Genomic DNA, 18,350 nt, shown 5'->3' with positions numbered 1-18,350 from the left:
GCGTTAGCCGACTGCAGTGCCGAAGAGCAGGCCCAGCAGGTAGGTGATGGCGGCGGCGCCCAGGCCGATGGCGAGCTGCCGCAGGCCGCGGGTCAATGGGGACGTGCCGGACAGCAGTCCGACTGCGGCACCGGTGGCCAGCAGGGCAACACCGACCAGGACCCCGGCCACCACGAGGGCGGCGACGCCGGTCAGGCCGAACAGGAACGGCAGGATGGGCACGATGGCGCCGGAGGCGAAGAAGCAGAAGCTGGACAGCGCCGCCCCCCAGGCCGTACCCACGGCCTCGTGCTGGTCCTCTTCCTCCGGCAGGTCCGGCTGCAGGGACAGGCTGGGATCGCAGTCGCAGGACAGCAGCCCCATGCGCTCGGCCACGCGGTGTTCCGCTGCTTCACGGGACATGCCGCGGGCCAGGTACACCAGGAGGAGTTCGTTGTGTTCGAGGTCCAGCTTGGGTGCGGCGGCCAGGGTGATCTGCGTGGGACGGGTGGCGGCCAGCAGTTCGCGCTGGGAACGGACGGAGATGAATTCGCCGGCGCCCATGGACATGGCGCCCGCCAGGAGCCCGGCGATGCCGCTCAGCAGCACTACGGTGCTGGCCACGCCGGACGCCGCCATGCCCATCACCAGGGAGAGGTTGCTGACCAGGCCGTCGTTCGCGCCGAAGACAGCTGCGCGGAACGTGCCGGCCAGGCGGTTGCGGCCGCGGGTGGCCAAGCCGCGCACCACTTCCTCATGGATCTGCTCATCGGCAGCCATGGCCGGAGTGGCGTTGGGGTCCTTGGCGTACGGGGAGCGGCCCTCGGCGCGCTGGGCGAGGGCCAGTACAAACACGGAGCCGAAGTGCCGCGCCAGGAAACCCAGGAAACGGCTTCGCGCGGAGGCCCTCTTTGGTTTGCCCGCATGATCGCCCAGCAGGGCCAGCCAGTGGGCCTCGTGCCGGCCTTCAGCGTCCGCCAGGGCCAGGAGGATGGCCCGCTCTTCGCCCTCGCGGTTCTGGGCGAGGTCCCGGTAGACCGCGGCTTCCGCACGCTCATCGGCCAAATACTGGCGCCACCTCTTGATGTTAGACGGCGAGGGCTGGCTTTGCGGGGTGTGGGCGGTCCCCGGCGGCATGGCATGGGAATTGGAACGGGCGTGCTGCGACACTGGTAACTCCTGGGCTGGAAAGGGCATGTTTTTCGCGCCTTTGCCCTGCCAGCGTACTGCGAAATTCCGCGGTTTTTTGGCTGGCAAACCTCGCTGGGAAGTTTCGGTTCGCCGTAAAACTTCGGCTCACGGCGCCGTCATTCAATGCTCTTCCAGGCGCCGCGGCCTCTATTGACCCGTCCGCCCGGCGGGTGCTGTGATGAAGGTGTGGCGCAGCCTGCGCCCTACCTGAAAGAGCACGTCAGGCGAACAACGGAGGTTGAATCATGAGCACCACCGGACAGCACCCGGACATGCCGCACCTGGACGCCGTGGAAGCGGACCCCGCCTACGATTACGCCGAGGATGCACCGGTAGACGATGCCGATTGGGACGCGGAGGATGAGTTCCTTGACGAGGAGGAGCCGGTGGTCCAGCCGCCGCCGGTGATCATCGACGCCGAGGACCGCGAGGTCCCGCTGGACGACGACGAGCCCCGCGACACAGGCGAGTAGGACTTACGACGGCGGCGCCTCCTTTCGCTTCACAGTGAAAGGAGGCGCCGCCGTCGTGCTTAATGCTTGTGCAGCCTTGCGCTTGTGCAGGGTCAGCGGCCGGCGAGGACGTCCTCGGGCGCTTCCTCCGCCTCGTGCCCGGCAACGCGGAGCTGCCAGGCGCGCATCACCGCGGGATCCGTGGGGCGGCTGAGCAGCGAGGCTGCGATGTAGACGACCGCGGAGGCGATCAGGCCGTAGTAGATGGGCTCGTTGGCGTAGATGCCGTCCAGCGGCGCCTCGGCGTTCACTTCCAGGATGATCATGGTTCCCAGGGTCACCACTGATCCGACGGCCATGGAGGCCGCGGCCGCCACGCCGGTGCCGCGCTTCCACACCAGGCCGCCGAGGATGGCCACCAGGAGGCCGCCCACCAGGATGTCGTAGGCGATGGTCAGGGCCGCCACCACATCCTTGGTGATGATGGCGATGACGATGGCCACGATGCCCAGTGCCAGGACCCAGAGGCGGTTGGCCTTGACGTCATGCTCCGGGTTCTCCGTGTCACCGGTGTTGATGTCCTTGCCGAACCAGCCGGCGACGAACGGCAGGACGTCGGCGCGGGCAACGGTGGCGGCGGCGATGAGGGCGCCGGATGCCGTGGACATCATGGCGGCCACCGCCGCGGCCAGCACCAGCCCGCCGATGCCGACGGGGAGCAGGTTCTGGGCCACTTCGGCGTAGACGTCGTCCTTGGCGGCAATCTTGACGTTGGACAGGGCCACGTTGGCCGCCATCCCGATCAGCGCGCCGGCCACACCGTAGAGGATGCAGTAGATGCCGGCGGTGGCGCCGCCCCAGCGGGCCACCTTGGGCGTCTTGGCCGTGAACACGCGCTGCCAGATGTCCTGGCCGATCAGCAGGCCCAGGGTGTAGACCACGAAGTAGGTGATGATGGTCTGGACGCCGATGCCGTCCATCTGGAAGAAGCTGGCATCCACACGGCTGCGGATGCCGTCCAGGCCGCCGGCAGCGTTCAGCGTGAACGGGAGCATGAGGAAGAAGATGCCCACCGTCTTGATGACGAACTGCACCTGGTCCGCAAGGGTGATGGACCACATGCCGCCAATGGTGGAGTACACCAGGACGATGGCGCCGCCGATGGCGATGGCCAATGCCCGGTCAAGGCCGAACAGCACGACGAAGATGGTGGCGTAGGCGCCCGTTGAGGTGGCGCACAGCATCAGCGTGTAGGCGAGCATGACGATGCCCGAGGCTTCGGTGGCCTTGCTCCCGTAGCGGAGGGTGAGCATCTGGGACACGGTGTAGATCTTCAGCTTCTGGATGGTCCCGGCAAAGAGCAGGCTGAGCAGCAGTACGCCGGAGCCGATTGCCACCACCAGCCACATACCGGAGATGCCGAACTTATAGCCAAGCCCCACGCCGCCCACGGTCGAAGCCCCGCCCAGGACGACGGCGGCCATGGTGCCGGTGTAAAGGAACGGTCCCAGGCGGCGGCCGGCAACGAGGAAGTCGCTGTTGTTCCTGGTGCGGGATTTGCCCCACCAGCCGAAGGCCAGCATTGCGAGCAGATACACCACCACGATGGCGATGTTGATGGAACTTGCATCCATAGTTGGCTCCTTGGAGCTGTTGGGGGTGTGGTGCCGGGGGCGAACGGCGCCCGGCACCGCCGTGGGCGAACGAAGAGGGGATCCTGCTTTTCACCTATAGGCAACAGGAGTTTCACAGATTAGAGTGTGACGCCCGCAACAGTCAAGGGGCGGGGATACCGGGTGCCGCTCCCGTGTGGCATGGGCGTGTCACAAAAGCGGCGCCGATTAGTATGGCTCGAGAGTGGAGCCGGACTGCCGGCCATGAAAGGTTCGTAGATGAAGGCACTGCCAGTTGAGCCCAGCAATGTCCCTGTTGCCATCGGCTCCAGGATCCGGGCCGCCCGGCAGTCCCAGCGGCTCACCATCGAGCAGGTTGCCGACGCCACAGGACTGACCAAAGGCTTCCTCAGCCGGGTGGAGCGGGACCTTACCTCGCCGTCGGTCGCTTCCCTGGTGACGCTCTGCCAGGTGCTGTCCATTTCCATTGGCGATCTTTTCGCAGCGCCGGAAACCCACCTGACGAAGCGGAATGATGGCCCGCGGATTTCGCTCGGGGGCCAGGGTATTGTGGAGCGGCTCCTGACGGCACGCTCGGAACGCCGGGTCCAGATCATCCAGGCCGTCATTGAACCGCATGGCCGTGGCGAGTCCGAACTCTATGCGGTGGACTGCGACGTGGATGTGCTGCATGTGATCAAGGGGTCCATCAAGTTGATCCTCACCAACGAGGAATACGACCTCAATACAGGCGACACCGTGACCTTCCCGGGCCGCGAGCCGCATACCTGGGTCAACCCCACGGACAAGCCGGTCGAGGTGCTCTGGGTCCTGGTCCCCGCCGCCAGCCGGTAATCACCCCCCAACTAGGTAGCAGTAAGTGTCGTTATGAGCCTCCATAACGACACTTACTGCTACCTAGTTGTGCGCCAAGATCGGGCTTGTAAACAACTGATGCTCATTGGAAAACAGGGGTGTATGATTGCAGTCACACCAGTCCCGTCAACTCCTCGAAGGAGAGGCCTCCATTGGAAGAGCTGCGCATTGAAGCCAACGGTAACCTTGGCCCCATCGATTCATCCCGCATTCCCCGCTATGCCGGAGCCGCCACCTATGCCCGCCTTCCCCGCCTGGACCAGGTGGAAAAAGCGGATGTGACAGTGGTGGGCGTACCCTTCGATTCAGGCGTTTCCTACCGGCCGGGAGCCCGCTTCGGCGCCAACCACGTCCGCGAGGCCAGCAGGCTGCTGCGCCCCTACAACCCGGCCTGGGACGTTAGCCCGTTCGAGAACATCCAGGTGGCCGACGCCGGGGACATGGCCGTCAACCCGTTCCACATCAACGAAGCCATCGAAACCATCCAGCAGAACGCGCTGCACCTCACCGCCGCCGGGAGCAAGCTGCTGACCCTTGGCGGGGACCACACCATCGCGCTGCCGCTGCTCCGGGCCGCCGCCGAGCGCGCCGGCGGACCCATCGCCATGCTCCACTTCGATGCCCACCTGGACACCTGGGACACCTACTTCGGCGCCGAATACACCCACGGCACGCCCTTCCGCCGCGCAGTGGAGGAAGGCATCCTGGATACCGAGGCCATCAGCCACATCGGCACCCGCGGCCCGCTCTACGGCAAGAAGGATCTCGACGACGACCACCGCTTTGGGTTCGGCATCGTCACCTCCGCGGACGTCTACTACCAGGGCGTGCTGGAAACCGTGGCCAAGGTCCGCGACCGGATCGGCAACCGCCCGCTCTACATCTCGGTGGACATCGATGTCCTGGACGCGGCCCACGCGCCCGGCACCGGCACCCCCGAAGCAGGCGGCATCACCAGCCGCGAACTCCTTGAGATCATCCGGGGCTTCCGCGGCATGAACCTGGTGGGCGCCGACGTCGTTGAGGTGGCTCCTGCTTACGACCACGCCGAAATCACCGGCGTTGCTGCCAGCCATGTCGCCTACGAACTGGTGACCCTCATGGCGGACAATGCCGTGCCGGGAAGCCGCTTCGGAGCCGAGACCGGCTACCAGGCGCAGGCCCTGGGCCAGGAAGCCCGCCGCCCCGCAGGTTTCGCGGCCGCCGGCAAGGAGTAGGGCCGTGACCGAAATGGGCGCACCTGTCCCCGAACAGGGGAGGGGTGCCCGCAACGGCGGGGACCTCGTCGTCGAGACCCTCGAAGCGCTGGGCGCGAAGACCGTGTTCGGCATCCCTGGCCAGCACGCCCTGGGGCTGTTCGACGCGATGGGACGCGGGAACCTGCATTTCGTCTCCTCCCGGATCGAGAACAACTCAGCCTTTGCCGCCGACGGATACTCCCGCGCCACCGGGGAAGTGGGCGTGCTGTTCCTGTCCACCGGACCCGGCGCGCTGACCTCCCTGGCCGGCCTGCAGGAAGCGTACGCCACGGGTGTGCCCATGGTGGTGGTGGCCAGCCAGATTCCACTGGAGGGTCTGGGTGCCCGGCGCAAGGGCATGCTGCATCAGCTTGATGACCAGAAGGCGTCCGCGGCGAACGTGACCAAGAGCCAGCGCCTGATCCAGCACGCCTCGGGCATCCCGTCCGCCATCCAGGATGCCTGGACCGAGGCCATCTCCTCACCGCAGGGTCCGGTGTGGCTGGAGATCCCGCAGAATGTGCTGCTGGACCCCATCATGGTGCCTCCGGTGGAGGATGCCCTGGCGGAGGCGGCGGACAACCCGCCCCGGATCGAACTGGTGCGGGAGGCCGTGAAGTGGCTGGAGTCAGCCGAGCGCCCTGCCATCATCGCCGGCGGCGGAACCCGGCGCGGCAAGGCGGAGAAGTCCCTGCTGTCCATCGCGGAGAAGCTGCGCGCTCCGGTGATCTGCACTCCGGGCGGCAATGGGGCATTCCCCTGGAACCACGAGCTGTCGCTGCAGGCCTGGATCGAGGACCGCTACATGACCGATGTCCTGGAGGACGCCGATGTCCTGGTGGTAATCGGCTCCTCCCTGGGCGAGGTGACGTCCAACTACTTCACCTTCGAACCGCGCGGGCGGATCATCCAGATCGACGCCGAGCCGCGGGTCCTCGAGTCCAACCGGCCCGGCCTGGGCATCCGTGCCGACGCCGGCCAGGCGCTCGCCGCCCTGGACGAGGCACTGCAGTCCGGCAGGACCACGAGTCCTGACTGGCATGGTGCCACGCCCGAAGTGCTGGTGAAGGAATCGCTCGCCAAAGTCCGTGCGCGGCTGGAATCCCAGGACCTGGCCAAGGAGCTGAAGTTCATGGCCGATATCCGCGAGGCTGTGCCGGCCGATATGCAGACCTTCTGGGACATGACCATCGCCGCCTACTGGGGCTGGTCCTGCTGGGACGCGCGGCAGGGGCAGTTCCACTCCGCCCAGGGCGCCGGCGGCCTGGGCTTCGCGTTTCCCGGTGCCATCGGTGCAGCCGTGGGATTGGAAACCACGGGCAGGCCCGGACGTGTCCTGGCCGTCTCCGGCGACGGCTCCTCGATGTATTCGATCGCCGAACTTGCCACAGCGAAGCAGCACAACGTGCCGGTCACCTGGCTGATCGTGGACGACGGCGGCTACGGCATCCTGCGCGAATACATGGTGGGTGCATTCGGCAAGGCAACCGCCACCGAGCTCGCGCGCCCGGACTTCGTCAGGCTTGCCGAGTCCTTCGGCGTCCCCGCCGCCCGGGTTGCACCGGAGGATGTGGGGGACGCGCTCAAGGCGGGATTCGCTGCGGACGGGCCCAACGTCGTCGTGGTTGAAACCCTCCTGAAGATGTTCAGCCCCACCCATTTGGACCGCTGAGCGGCACCTCTGCCATCAAGCGCTCCCTCACTTCCCGGCCAGTCCGGCGGAAGTGGGGGAGCGTTTGCATTTAAGGGCCCCCAGCAACAAACTTCGTTTCCCTAAGCAACCTTTTCCTGATACAGTTGCTTGCAGCAACTAATTCTTAGGGAGCATCATGTCTGTCGCACCGGCCACTGCAGCCGACCTCGTCAGCACTATCTATGACCTCCAGCGCGCACTGCGCTGCGTCACCATGATCAATATCAAGGGCCAGGACACCGGCATTGCCCTCCAGGGCGTGCTCAAGTTCATCGGCGAAGGGGAGACCCGCGCCGCGCACCTGGCTGAGCGGCTGGGGGTCAGCCCTCCCGTGCTCAGCCGGCACGTGGCCGAGCTGGCAGATGCCGGCTTGGTGGTCCGCACCCCGGATCCGGACGATGGCCGTGCCCAGCTGCTGGCCCTTTCCCCGCGCGGGAAGGCAAAGCTAGCAGAGCTGGTGCGGCACCGGGCGGAAACGCTGCAGGCCTACCTCGCCGACTGGAACGAGGACGACGCCGTGGCAACAGCCGCGATGCTGAGCAAGCTCACCACATCCCTGAAGAATTCCATCCGGGCAAGGGCGGCCGGAACCACCATTGAACACGAAACGCAGGAGTCCATTAATGGCTAACGTCACCGCCGCCGCGGACCAGGAACAGGAGCGCCAGCGCCAACGCAGCGCCAAACAGGAGTCGCGGCAATCCAAGCGCCACGAACCCGGCGCAGTCATGAACCACCGGCAGATCATGGAGGCCCTGACCGGCCTCCTCGCCGCCTTCTTCACCGCAATCCTCAGCAGCACCATTGTGGCCAACGCGCTGCCCACCATCATGTCCGAGCTCAAGGGCACCCAGACGGACTTCGCATGGGTTATCACGGCCGCGCTGCTGGCCAACGCCGCCACCACCCCCATTTGGGGCAAGCTCGCCGACCTCTTCGACAAGAAGGTCCTGGTCCAGCTGAGCATCGTGATCTTCGTGGCCGGCTCGGTCATGGCAGGCTTCTCGGAAAACATCCCGTTCCTGCTCACCGCCCGCGTCATCCAGGGCATCGCCATGGGCGGGCTCACCGCCCTGGCGCAGGCGATCATCGGCTCCATCATCCCGCCGCGCGAACGCGGCAAGTACTCCGGCTACATGGGCGCGGTCATGGCGGTGGGCACTGCCGGCGGTCCGCTGCTCGGCGGCTTCATCGTGGACAGCTCGCTCGGCTGGCGCTGGACGTTCTTCGTCTGCGTGCCGCTCGCCGTCGTCGCCCTCATCCTGCTCCAGGTCACGCTCAAGGTTCCGCACGTCAAGCGCCCGGCCAAGATCGACTGGCTCGGTGCCATCCTGCTCACCTCCGGCGTCAGCCTGCTCCTGGTCTGGGTCTCCTTCGCCGGCAAGGCCGACTACTACGACTGGTGGTCCTGGCAGTCCGCGGTGATGGTGGGCGGCGGCGTCCTCCTGCTGGCGCTGCTGGTGCTGGTTGAATCCAAGGTGTCCCAGCCGATCATCCCGCTGAAGATCATCTCCGAGCGCACCACGGCCCTGGCCATCGTGGCCTCCGTGGCCGTCGGCGTGGCAATGTTCGGTTCCTCCACCTTCCTGGGCCAGTACTACCAGGTGGCCCGCGGCGCCACGCCCACCGAGGCCGGCCTGCTGACCCTGCCCATGATCGCCGGCAACCTGGTGGGTTCGGTGGTGTCCGGCCAGCTGATCAGCCGCTACGGCAAGTGGAAGCGCTTCCTGATCGGCGGCACCATTCTGCTGATCGGCGGCCTGGCGCTCGCCGGAACCATGGACCACACCACCGAACTCTGGCTGACGGGCCTCTACACCGGCATCTTCGGCATCGGTCTGGGCATGCTGATGCAGAACCTGGTCCTGGCCGTCCAGAACACCGTCCGCGCCCAGGACATTGGCTCCGCCAGTGCCTCCGTTGCCTTCTTCCGCTCCGTCGGCGGCGCCATCGGCGTGTCCGTCCTGGGCGCCGTCATGGCCAACCACGTCAAGGACCTGGCCACCGACGGGCTGGCAAAGCTGGGCATCCAGGCCTCCGGCAACAGCGGTGCCACGCTGGACCTCAAGGACCTGCCCGCGCCGGTGGCGGACGTCATGCGCGCCGCCTACGGTGACGCCACGGCCGGGATCTTCATGATTTCCGCCATCGTGAGCGCGGTGGCCCTCATCGCCGTGATCTTCATCAAGGAAGTGCCGCTGCGCAAGACCGTGGACATCACCCCCGAGGCGACGCTGCAGGCCAATGCCGCCGGTGAAGCGGGAATGACGGCCATGACCGGCCAGCTGCCCATGGTCTCTCCCGCGGCGAACGCGGATGCCCCCGCCGGGGGCGGAATGACGGGCCGCAGCGCTGAGCGTGCAGGGTCGGCCGGCGCACCGGCAAAGATGTACGACGGCGGTGCTGCCGCTGCCGCCGCGGCGTCCGGCCGGGTGGCCACGGAGGACTTTGAGGAAGCCTTCGCCCGGAGCTTCCGTTCCGAAGGGCTGGACCTGGGTTCCGTTGACGCCGCCTCCGTTGACACCCTCGCCGTTGACGGCGCCTCGGCCGGGAGCCTGGACAAGGCTGCTGACGCCGTGGCCAGCGCCGCTGCCACCCTGCAGAAACTGCAGGACACCCAACATCTGCTGGCCCGCCAGCAGGCGGAACTGGGCGGCCTGGTGCTGGACATCCAGGAGCAGCTGCGCTCCCAGCAGGAGGTGGCGGCCAAGCAGGCGGCCACGGCCGCGGAGCTGGGCAGGCTGCAGCGCAAGCTGCTGAAGGAACGCAAGGTCCAGGCGGCTGCCGCGCTGTACCTTGCAGGGCGCGGCAAGCACAGTGCTGCTGCACCGTCCGCTGCCGCTTCGATTGACGGAGCACAGCCCCAGGGCGCCGGTTCGGAACAGGGCCCCGCGCAGTAGCCTCTCCCTGCCGGAGCCGCCTGGCCCCAGCGAAGGCAATACCGAAGCCGCAGCCCCCACCGGGAAAACACTCCCGGTGCGGGCTGCGGCTTTTACCGCTGCTGCCGGCCCGGGACCCATCCGCGCAGGGGTTCCGTCCGGAAAAGTAGCATCCAAAGGGACCCAATGTCGGTGGGCGTCACTAGAGTTGGGTCCATGCTCCTCACCCTGATACGGCGCTACTCCAAACCGTATTTTCCCTACATCCTTGCTGTGGTCATTTTCCAGCTCGCATCCACCATCGCCGCCCTCTACCTGCCCAGCCTGAACGCGCAGATCATCGATGAAGGGGTGGCCCGCGGGGACACCGATTTCATCTGGCGCACCGGCGCTGTGATGCTCCTCGTGGCGTTCGCCCAGGTGGCTGCGGCCATCGCCGGCGTCTACTTCGGCTCCAGGACGGCCATGGCGGTGGGCCGCGACCTGCGCCGCGCTGTCTTCCGGAAAGTAACCAGCTTCTCCGCCAAGGATGTCAACGCCTTCGGAGCCCCCACGCTGATAACCCGTGGCACCAATGATGTCCAGCAGGTGCAGATGCTCCTGCTGATGGGGCTGAACTTCATGGTTGCCACCCCCATCATGTGCATCGGCGGCATCATCATGGCGCTCCGCGAGGACATCAATCTGTCCTGGCTGGTGTGGGTGTCCGTCCCGTTGCTGGCCGTGGTGGTGGGTTACCTGGTGGTCCGGCTCATGCCGCTGTTCCGTTCCATGCAGCGGAAGATCGACCGGATCAACGCCGTCCTGCGTGAACAGATCATCGGTATCCGCGTGGTCCGGGCCTTCGTCCGCGAACCCTATGAGACGGACCGGTTCGGCGGGGCCAACAAGGAACTCACGGACGTCTCGCTGCGCATCGGCGCCCTGTTCGTCCTGATGTTCCCGGCCATCAGCATGATCCTGCACCTGTCCACTGCCGCGGTGCTCTGGTTTGGCGGTCAGCGGGTGGACGCCGGTGCCATGCAGGTGGGGTCGCTGACCGCGTTCCTGCAATACCTGCTGCAGATCCTGATGGCCGTCATGATGGGCACGTTCATGGCCATGATGATTCCGCGCGCCTCGGTCTGCGCGGACCGCATCGGCGAGGTGCTCGGCGTCGAACCTTCCATCCACGATCCCCTGCGCCCGGTGGCGCCGGCCGCCCTGGAAGGCGTGGTCGAATACCGCAACGTCACCTTCGCCTACCCGGGCGCGGAGTCACCCGTGCTCAGCAACATCAGCTTCACTGCCCGCCCGGGCCAAACCATCGCGATCATCGGGTCCACGGGCGCCGGCAAAACCTCCCTGCTGTCCCTCCTGCCGCGGCTGTACGACCCCGCAGAAGGCCAGGTGCTGCTGGATGGTGTCCCGGTGGACAGGCTGGACCGGGCGGAGATCACCAAACGCGTCGCCCTGGTGCCGCAGCGTCCCTATCTGTTCTCTGGCACCATCGAGCACAACCTCCGGTTCGGCAAGACCGAGGCAACGGACCAGGAACTGTGGGATGCGCTCCGTGTAGCACAGGGGGAATCATTTGTCCGGGAAAAGAAGAACGGACTCGATTCCCGGATCTCCCAGGGCGGCACCAACGTCTCCGGCGGCCAGCGCCAGCGTCTGTGCATCGCCCGCGCGCTGGTGACCAAACCGCGCGTCTACCTGTTCGACGACTCCTTCTCCGCCCTGGACGTTGCCACCGACGCCCGGCTTCGTGCCGCCCTCAAGCGCACCACCTCGGACGCCACCGTGATCATCGTGGCCCAGCGGATCTCCACCATTACCGAGGCCGACCAGATCCTGGTGCTGGACAACGGGCGGATCGTGGACCGCGGCACGCATGAGGAACTCCTGGAAACCTCGCCCACCTACCAGGAAATCGTCGAATCCCAGCTGAGCGTGGAGGAAGTGGCATGAGCCCGCGGAAGAAAGACTCCACCCCCGTAGAAGGGACGCCCCAGGCACCTGCAGGGGAGGCGCAACCGGGTGCCGTGCAGCCGGAGGATGAGGACTTCTTCGAGGAGGAGTTCACGCCCTCCGAAGCGGACGGGGACATGTTCGGCGGCATGCCTGCCAAGAAAGCCGAGCATTTCTGGCCTTCCGCCAAACGGCTCATGGGCCTGCTGAAGCCGGAAGCGATGGGCATCTACGCCGTGGTGGGCCTGGTGGTCATTTCCGTGGTGCTGAATGTGATCGCCCCCAGGATCCTGGGCCAGGCCATGGACGTTATCTTCGCAGGAGTCGTGGGCCGGCAGTTGCCCGCGGGAGCAAGCAAGGAACAGTTCGTATCCGGCCTGCGCCAGCAGGGGCAGGACAATTTCGCGGACATGGTGTCCCGCATGGAACTGGTGCCAGGTACCGGCATCAACTTCGACAAGCTCAGCATGCTGATCGCCATCGTGCTGCTCATGTACTTCGTTTCGAACATCTTCATGTGGCTGCAGGGGTACGTGCTGAACCGGATCGTCATGAAGGTCATCCGGCGGCTGCGCGACGACACCGAAAGCAAACTGAACCGGCTGCCGCTGAACTACTTCGACACGCGGCAGCGCGGCGACGTGCTGTCCCGGGTGACCAACGACGTCGACAACATCCAGCAGGCGCTCCAGCAGGCCTTTGCCCAGCTGGTCAACTCTGTGCTGACAGTGGTGGGCATTGTGATCATGATGTTCATCGTCTCCTGGCAGCTGGCGCTGATCGCCCTGGTCGCCCTTCCGCTGTCCGGCGTGGCCGCTGGCCTGATCGGGGTCCGGAGCCAGAAGCTCTTCGCAGCCCAGTGGAAGAACACCGGCTCACTGAACGGCCAGATCGAGGAGTCCTTTTCCGGGCATGACCTGGTCCGCGTCTTCGGCCGCGATGCGGACATGCTGGCCCGGTTCGAGGAACGCAACGAGGCCCTGTACAAAGCAAGCTTCGGAGCGCAGTTCGTGTCCGGGATCATCTTCCCCGTCATGCAGTTCGTGTCCTACCTCAGCTACGTGGGCATCGCCGTGGTGGGCGGCCTGCGCGTGGCATCCGGTGCCATGTCCCTGGGCGATGCCACCGCCTTCATCCAGTACTCCCGCGAATTCACCCAGCCACTGGGCCAGATGGCGGGCATGGCCAACATGCTCCAGTCCGGCGTTGCGTCCTCCGAGCGCGTGTTCGAGTTCCTGGACGCCGACGAACAGAATGCCGAAACAGCCACCGAACACTTGCCGGCAAAGACCGACGGTCACGTGGACTTCAAGAACGTCACGTTCAGCTACACAGAGGACAGGAAGCTCATCGAGAACTTGTCCTTCACAGCCGAACCGGGAAACACCGTGGCGATCGTGGGCCCCACCGGCGCCGGCAAGACCACGCTGGTAAACCTCGTCATGCGGTTCTACGAGCTCAACTCCGGCTCCATCATGCTCGACGGGGTGGACATCACCCACCTCAGCCGTTCGGAGCTGCGATCCAAGGTGGGCATGGTCCTGCAGGACGCGTGGCTGTTTGGCGGCTCCATTTACGACAACATCCGTTACGGCAACCTCGACGCCACCCACGAACAGGTGATGGCCGCCGCGAAGGCCACCTTCGTGGACCGCTTCGTCCGGGCGCTGCCCGAGGGCTACAACAGCGTGATCGATGAAGAAGGCAACAACGTCAGTGCCGGGGAGAAACAGCTCATCACCATTGCCCGGGCGTTCGTGGCCAATCCCTCGCTGCTGATCCTGGACGAGGCCACCAGCTCCGTGGATACCCGCACCGAACTCCTGGTGCAGAAGGCCATGGCGGCGCTCCGCTCGGACCGGACAAGCTTCGTGATCGCGCACCGGCTGTCAACCATCCGCGATGCCGATACCATCCTGGTCATGGAGAACGGACAAATCGTGGAACAGGGCAACCACCAGGTGCTGCTTGAAGCCGGAGGCGCTTACCACCGCCTCTACATGTCGCAGTTCGCGGGTGCGGACGCCGGGGAAGTACCCGTGGACGATTCGACGGCGGTGCACAGCTGAGCGCGCAACAGGCCCAGGCAGCCCAGCGGCTGCAGGGCCAGGACCACGGACAGGAAGCCGCGGAGAGTTCCGGGGAGCACGGCGGCGGCCGGATTGAAGTCCTGGTGCCCATGCGCTGGGGTGACATGGACGCCTACGGCCATATCAACAATGTCCAGATCGTGAGGATGCTGGAGGAGGCGCGGATCGCCGCCTTCGGGCCGCCCCGGGGCGCAGGTCTTCCCGGAATCGAGCCTCCCGTATCGCTCTTCAACGACGTCCCGGACGGAACGCTGGCGCTGGTGGTGGACCACAAGATCCGCTACGTCAGGACGCTGGAGTACCGCAACATTCCGGCGGTGGTGCAGGTCTGGATTGGTGCGGTCAAGGGAGCCAGCTTCGACATCCACTACCTGCTCCAGGACCCGGTCACCCGTGAGGACTGTGTAAAGGCGAGCAGTCACCTGGCGTTCGTGGATGAAGCCACCGGCCGGGTGCAACGTCTCACCCAGGAACAGAAAGACCGGATGGCCCCCTATAGGCAGTAAGCCTCTGGACAGGGCTGCACTGGACGCACTGGACTGGAACAACCACGAACTGGAACAACCACGAACTGGAACCACCACCCACTCGAAAGGAAGCCCCGATGGCCAGGAACAAGATCAGTGCCGGCAGGAAGAAGAAGACCTGGAAGGAAATGTCCCCGTCCGGCAAGGCGGGAATCATCATCACGGCGGTCGTCCAGATGTCCCTGCTGGTTGCCGCCCAGCGGGACATCTCGCGCAGGCCTGCTGAGCTGATCAACGGGCCCAAGGCTGCGTGGCGGGCAGCATCCTTCATCAATTTCATCGGCCCCATGGGGTACTTCGTCTTCGGCAGGAAGCGGTCAGGCACAGGCATGTAGCCCATGCTTGGCGGAAGGGCGGCCGGGCTGCATGGAGCGGCCGCCCAGCTAAACCCTGTAAATTTGAGGGCATGACCCCCACTGCCACTGTTGCCATGACCCGCGCCCTCGGCATCTCCAGGGAGATAGAGGATGCGGCGTGGTTCGTGCTGGGACCGGGTCTCCAGGGGAAGGCTTCACCCCTGGACGGCCGCACCAGGACATGGTCGGTTCCGGCGGCCGCGGAGTTGCTCGACCGGCTGGACCGGGGCATCGCTGACTCCAAGGCCCCCATGATGACCAACCTCCGCGAAAACCTGGAGGGCGCCACCCGCGGGGCCAAGCAGTTGGCCGTGGAACTTCTTTTCCTGCAGTCACTTCCGCTGGCCCACGAGGTGAAGTCCCTGAAGGTCAAGCGCGCCCGCGTGGCCGAGGCAGCCGGGTGGCTGGAGCCGCCGCTGGAACTTCCCGACGAGCTGTATGCGGGCATGACGGACCACGGAGTGATCCGCGACCGGACCGCCGAATTCAACTGGACCATCTGGGACCACCTCAAGTGGCTGTGCCGGTTTGTGCAGAACGTGGCGCAGCGGCCTGCAGGCGTGGTGCAGGCCGCCATCAAGGATCCCCAGCAGTTCCACCTCCTCGCGGCCTCCACCCCGGACGACCAGCCCGCCATTCGCCGCAGCATCGAGTTCCTCGCCTGGCCCAGCTACTTCGAGCCGGTGGTGGCGGACGTGGAGCGGCAGGAAATCCGGGATGCGTTCGCCTCGCTGGTGGGCGGGGCCAAGGGCGACAGCGAAGAGGACATCACCGCGGACATCCACCGCATCCGGCTGCATCTGGACGAGCAGGCCGGCCAGCGCATCGACTGGTACTCCCGCCAGCTGGTCAGCCAGTGGCGCAAAGTGGGCGACCCCGGCCGCCGGGCCTGGCTGCTGAGGACGCACAGCGACCACGCCGAGCTCCTCACGGCCTGGCACGGCGAGGAAAAAGTGACCCTCGACGTCGAACATCTCCGCCACCTGGACCCCGGCGTCACCGCCGGCCTGGTCCAGCACGCCGTGGACGAGGACTATAAGCATCTTGGCTACGTGGAGCGCGAGGACACCAAGACGGCGGTGTTTGCCTTCCTGACCGTCATGAAGCCCGGCGACCTGGTGCTCTACCAGCACGCCGGCAGCGTCCGGCTGGGCGGCGTGCTGGGGGAGCCCGAGTACAACGATGACAACCGCCGGCTCCGGCGCAAGGTGCGCTGGTTCGACGACGGGCACACCACCACCAGCCTTCCGCGGCACGTCCAGCGCCAGCTCGCCACCCCCGGCATCGTGGTGGACGTGACCCGCGTGGTCCAGGCGCTGCAGGCGCTGCTGCCGGCCGAGGCGGAAACCGAGCCTGACGGCGACACTGACGCTGCCGCCGTCGTCATCCCTGTCCAGGAGGGCTTCCGCCCGCTGACGCAGGAGTTTGCGGCGTCGCTGCATATGGAGCTGGAACCGCTCCAGGAGATCGCCGACCTGCTGGAGGAGAACCGCCAGCTGGTCCTGTACGGGCCTCCGGGGACCGGCAAGACCTACCTGGCCAAGCACCTCGCCGCGGAACTGGCGGAGGACAGCACTGACGAGCGCGTCAAGCTGGTGCAGTTCCATCCGTCCTATGCCTATGAGGACTTTTTCGAGGGCTACCGGCCGGACAAGACGGACGAGGGCCAGGTGTCCTTCAAACTGGTGGCCGGCCCGCTGCGCCGCCTGGCGGAGGAGGCCGCCAAGCCGGGCAACGAAAAGAAGCCGTACTTCCTGATCATCGACGAGATGAACCGCGCCAACCTGGCCAAGGTGTTCGGCGAGCTGTACTTCCTGCTGGAATACCGCGACGACCGGATCTACCTGCAGTACAGCCCCAACGAACCGTTCACGCTGCCGGACAACCTTTACATCATCGGCACCATGAACACCGCGGACCGCTCCATCGCCATGATGGATGCCGCCATCCGCCGGCGTTTCTCCTTCATCGAGCTGCACCCGCAGACTGAGCCCGTGAAGGGCTCCCTGCTCCGGTTCCTGCAGGCCAGGGAGCTGGACACCACTCCGGCATTGCTGCTGGACGCGTTGAACGAGGCCATTGACGAGTGGGACCGCGACTTGATGATCGGGCCGTCCTACTTCATGAAGCCGGCGGCCCAGACCCCGGCCGGGCTGCGCCGGATCTGGAAGTACGAGCTGATGCCGCTGCTGGAGGAGCACTACCACGGCCAGCTCACGCGGGCGCAGCTGGAGGAGCGCTTCGGGTTGGACCAGCTGCTGGGACGCGTTGCAGCGCGCTGACCTCCGGGCGTCCGTGCGGCATCTGGTCCTGGACGAGCTCTCCGGCGGCCTGGTGGAGCGGCTGGACGCCCCGAGCGCTTCCTTCCTGAACTCCAGCGGCCTGGCCAAGGCGTCCCCCATGGGCCTGGGGCTGTACCGGATTGAACCGGTGGGCAAGGTTGGCTCCGTGCGGACACCGACGGTGCAGCTGGACGTCCGGCCCAAGGACCGGCTGGGGCTCAGCCGGCTCCTGTTCCTGCTCAGCTACGCGGGGGAGCAGGGCTTCCGGCCGGACCTGGTGGCAGCTGACGAGGACCGGGACCTGTGGAGCGCCCTGGCCGAATCGCTGGCGCAGCTGGCCGAGCGGGCGCTGGGCCGCGGCGTCCTGCAGGGCTACCTCACCGTGGATGAGTCATTGAGGACGGTCAAGGGCAGGATCCGGATTTCGGACCAGATCTCCCGCCGTCCCGGGATGCTTGTCCCCTTGGAGGTCTCCTACGACGAGTTCACCGAGGACATCGCGGAAAACCGGATCCTGCGCGCCGCGCTGGAGCGGATGGGGCAGGTGCCGGGGGTCAGGCCCCAGGTTCTGGGCCGGCTGCGGCAACTAAAGGGAAAGCTCGACGCCGTCACGCGCCTTCCGTCGGGCGCCCCGGTGCCGCCGTGGAAGCCCACCAGGATGAACCTGCGGTATCACGCCGTGCTCCGCCTGGCAGAGCTGATCCTGCGCAATGCATCGGCCGAAGCTGGGGAGGGCAAGCATCAGACCGCCTCGTTCGTGGTGGACATGGCCCAGGTGTTTGAGGACTTCGTGGGGACGGTCCTGCGCGCGGCGATGGCCGCCTATCCGGGAGAACTGCGCCTGCGGTACAACGCCCTCCTCAGTGAGGCGGTGCGTGATTCGGACCGCCTGTCAGTGCGGCCGGACGCGGTCCACATGCTCGGTGGCCGGCCGGTGGTGGCCTACAACGCCAAGTATCGCGCCGCCTCGGATGCCGGTGCTTCCCTCACCGCCGACCACTACCAGATGCTGGCGCACTGCACCGCGCTGGCGGTACCCACCGCCTGGCTCGTCTACGCGGGCAGGGGCGACATAAAACTCCGCCGCATCCTGAATACCGACATCGACATCGTGGAGTTCCCGCTGGATCTCAGCCAGCCGCCGTCGGGCATCCTGGCCTCCGTCCGGGAGCTCGCCCGCCAGTCCTGGGGCGAAGTGGTCCGTCAAGCCCGGAACGACTGACG

At 66.3% G+C, this 18,350-nt stretch carries 14 protein-coding genes; 12 read left to right on the top strand and 2 right to left on the bottom strand.

What is annotated here, in order from left to right:
• Nucleotides 1-3: 3 nt before the first annotated feature.
• Nucleotides 4-1,149 (bottom strand): VIT1/CCC1 family protein, encoded by a 1,146-nt coding sequence (locus QFZ60_RS16165; protein ID WP_373427688.1) that lies wholly within the window; start codon nt 1,147-1,149, stop codon nt 4-6.
• 266 nt (nt 1,150-1,415) lie between these two features.
• Here QFZ60_RS16165 and QFZ60_RS16160 point away from each other — a divergent pair, with 266 nt between their 5' ends.
• Entirely contained in the window at nt 1,416-1,643 is a 228-nt protein-coding gene (locus QFZ60_RS16160; protein WP_307091784.1) for a hypothetical protein, read from the top strand.
• Nucleotides 1,644-1,735: 92 nt separating this feature from the next.
• Here the strand turns inward: QFZ60_RS16160 and QFZ60_RS16155 are convergent, their stop codons facing one another.
• Nucleotides 1,736-3,256: a sodium:solute symporter gene (locus tag QFZ60_RS16155; protein WP_307091783.1), complete on the bottom strand. Its 1,521-nt coding sequence runs from the start codon at nt 3,254-3,256 to the stop codon at nt 1,736-1,738.
• 258 nt (nt 3,257-3,514) lie between these two features.
• On the opposite strand from QFZ60_RS16155, the gene QFZ60_RS16150 reads away from it, so the two are divergent.
• From QFZ60_RS16150 to QFZ60_RS16100, 11 genes are all read left to right on the top strand, one after another.
• Nucleotides 3,515-4,090 (top strand): helix-turn-helix domain-containing protein, encoded by a 576-nt coding sequence (locus tag QFZ60_RS16150; protein ID WP_307091781.1) that lies wholly within the window; start codon nt 3,515-3,517, stop codon nt 4,088-4,090.
• 173 nt (nt 4,091-4,263) lie between these two features.
• Nucleotides 4,264-5,328, top strand: a complete 1,065-nt coding sequence (gene speB, locus QFZ60_RS16145) for an agmatinase (protein ID WP_307091779.1) — start codon at nt 4,264-4,266, stop codon at nt 5,326-5,328.
• Between the two features lie 13 nt (nt 5,329-5,341).
• Entirely contained in the window at nt 5,342-7,021 is a 1,680-nt protein-coding gene (locus QFZ60_RS16140) for a thiamine pyrophosphate-binding protein (protein WP_307093351.1), read from the top strand.
• A gap of 157 nt (nt 7,022-7,178) precedes the next feature.
• Nucleotides 7,179-7,673, top strand: a complete 495-nt coding sequence (locus QFZ60_RS16135) for a MarR family winged helix-turn-helix transcriptional regulator (RefSeq protein ID WP_307091777.1) — start codon at nt 7,179-7,181, stop codon at nt 7,671-7,673.
• On the top strand, nt 7,666-9,942 hold the full coding sequence (locus QFZ60_RS16130; protein WP_307091775.1) for an MDR family MFS transporter: 2,277 nt from the start codon (nt 7,666-7,668) through the stop codon (nt 9,940-9,942). Before QFZ60_RS16135 ends, QFZ60_RS16130 begins: the two co-directional genes overlap by 8 nt.
• A 195-nt stretch (nt 9,943-10,137) precedes the next feature.
• On the top strand, nt 10,138-11,871 hold the full coding sequence (locus QFZ60_RS16125) for an ABC transporter ATP-binding protein (RefSeq protein ID WP_142120127.1): 1,734 nt from the start codon (nt 10,138-10,140) through the stop codon (nt 11,869-11,871).
• Nucleotides 11,868-13,940, top strand: a complete 2,073-nt coding sequence (locus tag QFZ60_RS16120) for an ABC transporter ATP-binding protein (RefSeq protein WP_307091773.1) — start codon at nt 11,868-11,870, stop codon at nt 13,938-13,940. Before QFZ60_RS16125 ends, QFZ60_RS16120 begins: the two co-directional genes overlap by 4 nt.
• Before the next feature lie 110 nt (nt 13,941-14,050).
• A complete protein-coding gene (locus tag QFZ60_RS16115) occupies nt 14,051-14,467 on the top strand; it encodes a thioesterase family protein (RefSeq protein WP_307093349.1) in 417 nt (138 codons plus the stop codon).
• A gap of 98 nt (nt 14,468-14,565) precedes the next feature.
• Nucleotides 14,566-14,823, top strand: a complete 258-nt coding sequence (locus QFZ60_RS16110; RefSeq protein WP_307091772.1) for a hypothetical protein — start codon at nt 14,566-14,568, stop codon at nt 14,821-14,823.
• A 71-nt stretch (nt 14,824-14,894) separates the two neighbouring features.
• Nucleotides 14,895-17,126: an McrB family protein gene (locus tag QFZ60_RS16105; RefSeq protein WP_307091770.1), complete on the top strand. Its 2,232-nt coding sequence runs from the start codon at nt 14,895-14,897 to the stop codon at nt 17,124-17,126.
• On the top strand, nt 17,113-18,348 hold the full coding sequence (locus tag QFZ60_RS16100; RefSeq protein WP_307091768.1) for a restriction endonuclease: 1,236 nt from the start codon (nt 17,113-17,115) through the stop codon (nt 18,346-18,348). The genes QFZ60_RS16105 and QFZ60_RS16100 overlap by 14 nt, the downstream gene beginning before the upstream one ends.
• Nucleotides 18,349-18,350 lie beyond the last annotated feature (2 nt).

Source organism: Arthrobacter sp. B2I5 (assembly GCF_030816735.1).
GTDB lineage: Bacteria > Actinomycetota > Actinomycetes > Actinomycetales > Micrococcaceae > Arthrobacter.
The sequence above is the reverse complement of the archived record's forward strand: the minus strand, read 5'-3'. Positions and strand labels throughout refer to the sequence as shown.